The organism is uncultured Turicibacter sp., assembly GCF_938044715.1.
In the GTDB taxonomy this organism is placed as follows: domain Bacteria; phylum Bacillota_I; class Bacilli_A; order MOL361; family Turicibacteraceae; genus Turicibacter; species Turicibacter sanguinis.
Window position 1 is genome coordinate 1 of sequence record NZ_CALIOS010000081.1, and the last position, 5,987, is coordinate 5,987.

The 5,987-nt window shown below is 36.8% G+C and carries 5 protein-coding genes; all 5 read left to right on the forward strand.

The features are described from left to right. A partial coding sequence (dnaK, locus tag QWC74_RS08690; RefSeq protein ID WP_288993978.1) for a molecular chaperone DnaK occupies window positions 1–1,773 on the forward strand: 1,773 nt, incomplete at its 5' end. 81 nt (window positions 1,774–1,854) lie between these two features. Further along, on the forward strand, window positions 1,855–3,003 hold the full coding sequence (dnaJ, locus tag QWC74_RS08695; RefSeq protein WP_006785254.1) for a molecular chaperone DnaJ: 1,149 nt from the start codon (window positions 1,855–1,857) through the stop codon (window positions 3,001–3,003). Between the two features lie 154 nt (window positions 3,004–3,157). Next, on the forward strand, window positions 3,158–4,096 hold the full coding sequence (gene prmA, locus QWC74_RS08700; RefSeq protein ID WP_006785255.1) for a 50S ribosomal protein L11 methyltransferase: 939 nt from the start codon (window positions 3,158–3,160) through the stop codon (window positions 4,094–4,096). A gap of 21 nt (window positions 4,097–4,117) precedes the next feature. Next, complete coding sequence (locus QWC74_RS08705; protein ID WP_006785256.1) at window positions 4,118–4,864, forward strand: 16S rRNA (uracil(1498)-N(3))-methyltransferase; 747 nt, start codon at window positions 4,118–4,120, stop codon at window positions 4,862–4,864. Window positions 4,865–4,904: 40 nt separating this feature from the next. Next, the coding region (gene mtaB / locus QWC74_RS08710) for a tRNA (N(6)-L-threonylcarbamoyladenosine(37)-C(2))-methylthiotransferase MtaB (RefSeq protein ID WP_288993979.1) at window positions 4,905–5,987 on the forward strand (1,083 nt) is incomplete at its 3' end.

Genomic DNA, 5,987 nt, shown 5'->3' on the forward strand with positions numbered 1-5,987 from the left:
GCTGTTATGGAAGGTGGAGAACCAGTAGTTATCACTAACTCAGAAGGTGCTAGAACTACTCCATCAGTAGTTTCATTCCAAGCTAACGGTGAAAGATTAGTAGGACAAATAGCTAAAAGACAAGCAATTACAAATCCTGAACACACTATAATCTCAATTAAGAGAGAAATGGGAACAGATCACAAAACTAAGATTGATGATAAAACTTATTCACCACAAGAAATATCAGCAATGATACTTCAAAAAATTAAAGCTGATGCAGAAGCTTACTTAGGTGAAACTGTAACTCAAGCTGTTATTACAGTTCCAGCTTACTTCAATGATGCTGAACGTCAAGCGACTAAAGATGCAGGACGTATTGCAGGTCTTGATGTTAAACGTATCATCAATGAACCAACAGCAGCAGCTTTAGCTTATGGATTAGATAAAACAGATAAAGAACAAACAATTTTAGTATATGACTTAGGAGGAGGAACTTTTGACGTTTCAATTCTTGAGTTAGCAGATGGAACATTTGAAGTATTATCAACAGCGGGAGATAATCGTTTAGGTGGAGATGATTTCGACCAAGTGATTATTGACTGGTTAGTAAAAGAATTTAAATCAGAAACAGGTGTTGATTTATCAGCAGATAAAATGGCAATGCAACGTTTAAAAGATGCGGCTGAAAAAGCTAAAAAAGACTTATCAGGAGTGACATCTGTCCAAATTTCATTACCATTCATCTCAATGAATGCAACAGGACCTTTACATTTAGAAAAAACTTTATCACGTGCTCAATTTGATGCGATGACTTCAACTCTTGTTGAACGTACAATGGGACCAGTTCGTCAAGCATTAAAAGATGCTAAGATGACTGCAAATGATTTAGATCAAGTTTTATTAGTTGGTGGATCAACTCGTATTCCTGCCGTGCAAACAGCAATCAAAAATGAATTAGGAAAAGAACCTAATAAAGGAGTTAACCCAGACGAAGTAGTTGCAATGGGAGCTGCTATCCAAGGTGGGGTGTTACAAGGAGATGTTAAAGATATCTTATTATTAGACGTTACACCATTATCTTTAGGTATCGAGACAATGGGACAAGTGATGACGGTTTTAATCCCTCGTAATACAACAATTCCAACATCTAAATCTCAAGTGTTCTCAACAGCTGCAGATAACCAACCAGCCGTAGATATTCACGTTTTACAAGGTGAACGTCCAATGGCATCAGATAACAAAACATTAGGACGCTTCCAATTAGGAGATATTCCAGCTGCACCACGTGGTATCCCTCAAATCGAAGTAACATTTGATATCGATGCTAATGGGATTGTAAATGTTAAAGCAAAAGATTTAGGTACACAAAAAGAACAACGTATCACCATCACTTCTGGTTCAGGATTAACAGATGAAGAAATTGAACGCATGGTCCGTGAAGCAGAAGAAAATGCAGATGCAGATGCAAAACGTAAAGAACAAGCAGATTTACGTAATGAAGCAGAGCAATTAATCTTTGCGGCAAATAAATCAGTTTCAGAACTTGGAGAACAAGCAACTGAAGAAGAAAAAACAAACATTAAAAATGCAGTTGAAGCATTAGAAAAAGCATTAAGCGATAACAATTTCGATGAAGTTAAAGTGAAAAAAGATGAACTTGAAAAATTAGCTCAAGAATTAGCGGTTAAAGTTTATTCTCAAGCAGCTGAGGCAGCTCAAGCGGCACAAGGTGATGCAGGAGCAAATTCAAGTGATGATTCAGTTGTAGACGCTGAATATAAAGAAGTTTAATAAAAAATTTAAAAGTCAAAGTCTACTATGACTTTGACTTTTTTTATGGTATATTATGAAAGAATAAAAGGAGGGTACAGCATGGCAAAACGTGATTATTATGAGGTGCTAGGTGTTTCAAAAACAGCAACTGATCAAGAAATTAAGCGCGCTTACCGTAAGTTAGCTAAACAGTATCATCCTGATGTTGCAACGGAAGCAAATGCAGAAGAAAAGTTCAAAGAGGTACAAGAAGCATATGAGGTGCTTAGCGATGAGCAAAAGCGCGCAGCCTATGATCAATATGGACATGCAGCAACAGATGGATTCGGTGGCCAAGGTGGATTTGGCGGATTCGGAGGATTTGGTGGAGCACAAGGCGGATTCGGAGGCGGATTCGAAGATATATTTGAAAGTATGTTCGGAGGCGGATTCGGCGGATTCGGTGGTGGCTCAAATCGTCGAAATCCAAATGCCCCACAACGTGGTAATGATTTAAAGCAAACAATAACGATTACGTTTGAAGAAGCTGCATTTGGCGTGACAAAAGAGATTACAGTAAATCGTGAAGAAGAATGTACAAAATGTGGGGGATCAGGAGCACGTTCTAAAGACGATATTGAAACATGTTCTCGTTGTAGTGGAACAGGACGCGTTGTGGAAGTTCAAAATACGATTCTTGGACGTATGCAAACTCAAACGACTTGTCCTGACTGTTCTGGAACGGGTAAAAAGATTAAACATAAATGTGATGCTTGTTCAGGGCATGGAACAGTTAACCGTCAAAAAACGATTGAAGTTAAAGTTCCAGCTGGAATTGATGATGGTCAACAAATCCGCTTAACAGGTCAAGGAGAAGCGGGACGTAATGGCGGACCAAGTGGAGATTTATATGTTGGATTTAGAGTCTTACCACATGATTTCTTTGTTCGCGATGGTTATGACCTTCGTTGTGAAATTCCAATCTCATTTAGTCAAGCAACTTTAGGAGCTGAAGTTGAAGTACCGACGTTAAATGGAAAAGTGGCTTTAAAAATTCCAGAAGGAACACAACCAGGAACTGAATTTAGAGTTCGTAATAAAGGAATTAAATACATTAACCGCGAAATGACGGGAGACTTATATGTCAAAGTTAAATTAGTCGTTCCTAAAAAAGTAAGTCATCGTCAACGTGAATTATTACATGAATTTGATCAGTTAGAAGATAAAACAGGTTCAATCTGGGATAAGTTAAAAAAGGCCTTTAAATAATGAAAATTGTAAGGATGAAGAATCCTTACAATTTTTTTATGGAAAAAGAATGATACTATAAAAAATTTACAATATTAAACAAAAGAACATAATTTTTAGTTTTTGATGAATTGTGTTATAATTTAGAGATAAAATTGATAAATGAGGTGACTTCATGAACTGGTTAGAGTTAAGTTTTCATTCAACGCATGAAGCGTATGATTTAGTTAGTAATATTTTTATTGAGGCTGGTTCGAAGGGAGTCTTACTTGAAGATTCAAATACCGTAACAGAATCACATGAGGATCATTTTGGTGAAATTTATCGCCTAAATCCTAATGATTATCCAAGTGATGGAGTTATCATTAAAGGCTATTTAGCCGTAACGTCAGATATTGAAACACAGTTAGAATTTGTGAGAACGCAATTATTAAATTTAAAATTTGATAACTTTGACCATAATAAACTGGAAATCAAAATGTTAGATGAAGAAGACTGGGCAAATAGTTGGAAAAAACATTATACTCCAATTGAAATTACGAAGACGCTAGTGATTAAACCTTGTTGGCTTGAACCTACAACTGATCCTAATGTGACAGAGATTATGTTAGATCCGGGAATGGCCTTTGGATCTGGAACGCATGAAACGACACAATTATGTTTAGAATTGATTGAACAGTATGCCAATTCAAGTCAAGTCGTTGTTGATGTAGGAACTGGTTCTGGAATTTTAGCAATCGCTGCTTCAAAACTTGGATGTCGTTTGGTTTATGCGGTTGACTTGGACGCAATGGCAGTGATTCGTGCAAAAGAAAATATTGAAATGAATCATTGTCAAAACATTATCATTGAGAAAAACAATTTAATTGATGGGGTGGAGGCGTTATCAGAAGCTCCAACGTTAATGGTAGCTAATATATTAGCACCGATTATTATTAATATGTTAGATGATGTGGTGAAAGTATTACCACAAGGTCAAACGTTTATTTGTTCTGGTATTGTTGACCATGAAAAACAAGCAGTATTAGATGCTTTAGTTGCCCATCAATTTAAGATTGAAGAAGTGAGAGAAAAAAATGGATGGGTTGCGATTGTGGCAACATACGAAGGTTAAAGTCGAATTGGAGGCAACGTAATGCAACGTTATTTTTTAAAAAATCATCAGTTTCAAGCGAAACAAGTTCGAATTACTGATGAAGATGCTCATCATATCGCCCGTGTCATGCGAATGGAAGTCGGTGAGCGAATCATTGTTTGTAATGAAGATAAAGAATGTTATTATCTCACGATTACAGCCGTAACACCAGATGAAGTGACGGGAGAAATTGGTGAAGCAATTGAAAGTGATACGGAATTACCCATTGAGGTCACGATTGCCCAAGGGTTACCTAAAGGAGATAAATTTGAATGGGTCATTCAAAAGGCAACGGAGTGTGGAGCAACTAACTTTATGCCGGTAAGTATGGAACGTTGTGTTGTTAAACTAGATGCTAAAAAGGAAGTGAAAAAGGTTGAACGATGGAATAAGATTGCAAAAGAAGCTGCTGAACAGTCTCATCGTCAAGTGGTTCCAAAAGTTCATTCTGTTCATACCTTTAAGGCTTTCTTAGAACAATCTAAACATTACGATGTTTGCTTGTTTGCTTATGAAGAAACAGCCAAACAAGGTGAATTAGCTCAATTAAAACAAACGTTAGAAAATATAAAACCAGGTGCAACGTTATTGTTATTAGTTGGGCCTGAGGGAGGCGTTGGAGAAAAAGAAGTTGATTTATTAATCCAGCATGGATTTAAACCGTGTGCATTAGGGCCTCGCATTTTAAGAACAGAAACAGCACCGATTTACGCGTTGAGTGCGATTTCGTTTGCATTAGAATTTTAAATATCACAACAAGATTTGTCATAGGGAAAGGAATGATTTTATGCCGACTGTAGCATTTCATACATTAGGATGCAAAGTAAATCATTATGAAACAGAAGCAGTATGGGAGTTATTTAAAAATGAAGGTTATGAAAAAGTAGATTTTAAAGGTGTAGCAGATGTCTATATCATTAATACGTGTACGGTCACGAATACAGGAGATAAAAAAAGTCGTCAAGTGATTCGTCGTGCCATTCGTCGTAACCCTGAGGCCGTTATGTGTGTCATGGGATGTTACGCACAAACCAAACCAAAAGAAATTATGGATATCGAGGGCGTTGATATTGTGATTGGAACACATGGACGTGACCAAATTCCTCAATTAGTTCAAAAATATCGTGAAGAGCGTCAACCGATTTCACAAATTCAAAATGTTTTCAAGGTAGATGGATTTGAAACATTGAATGTTTCTCAATTCTCAGACCGTACGCGTGCAACATTAAAAATTCAAGATGGATGTAATAATTTCTGTACGTATTGCATTATTCCTTGGGCGCGTGGAACTGTTCGTTCTCAAAAACCTGAAATCGTTATTGATCAAGTTAAGCAATTAGTAGCGAATGGTCACTGTGAAGTCGTTTTAACAGGGATTCATACAGCGGCTTATGGTGAAGATTTAGAAGATTATAGTTTTGGTAAATTACTTCAAGACTTAATTAAAATTGACGGATTAAAACGTATTCGTATCTCTTCAATTGAGGCATCAGAAATGACAGATGATGTCATCACTGCCATGAAAATGTCAGATAAAATTGTGAACCATTTACATATGCCACTTCAAGCTGGATCAAATGAAATCTTAAAGGGAATGAAGCGTCCCTATACATTAGCTGAATTTGAGGCAAAGGTAAAAGAGTTACGTGAGTTATTTGACAATTTAGCAATTACAACAGATGTGATTGTAGGCTTCCCAGGAGAAACAGAAGAGCTATTTAATGAAACAGTTGAGACGATTAAACGTATCGGATTCTCTGAATTACACGTCTTCCCGTATTCAGTGCGTAATGGAACGCCGGCTGCGCGTATGGAAAATCAAGTCCCAGAAATGGTTAAGTCGATGCGAGTTAATAAATTATTAGCATTG

Bases quoted from the DNA above. Each gene is read 5' to 3' on its own strand.
- dnaJ (WP_006785254.1), top strand. From the start codon at position 1,855: ATGGCAAAACGTGATTATTATGAGGTGCTAGGTGTTTCAAAAACAGCA.
- prmA (WP_006785255.1), top strand. From the start codon at position 3,158: ATGAACTGGTTAGAGTTAAGTTTTCATTCAACGCATGAAGCGTATGAT.
- QWC74_RS08705 (WP_006785256.1), top strand. From the start codon at position 4,118: ATGCAACGTTATTTTTTAAAAAATCATCAGTTTCAAGCGAAACAAGTT.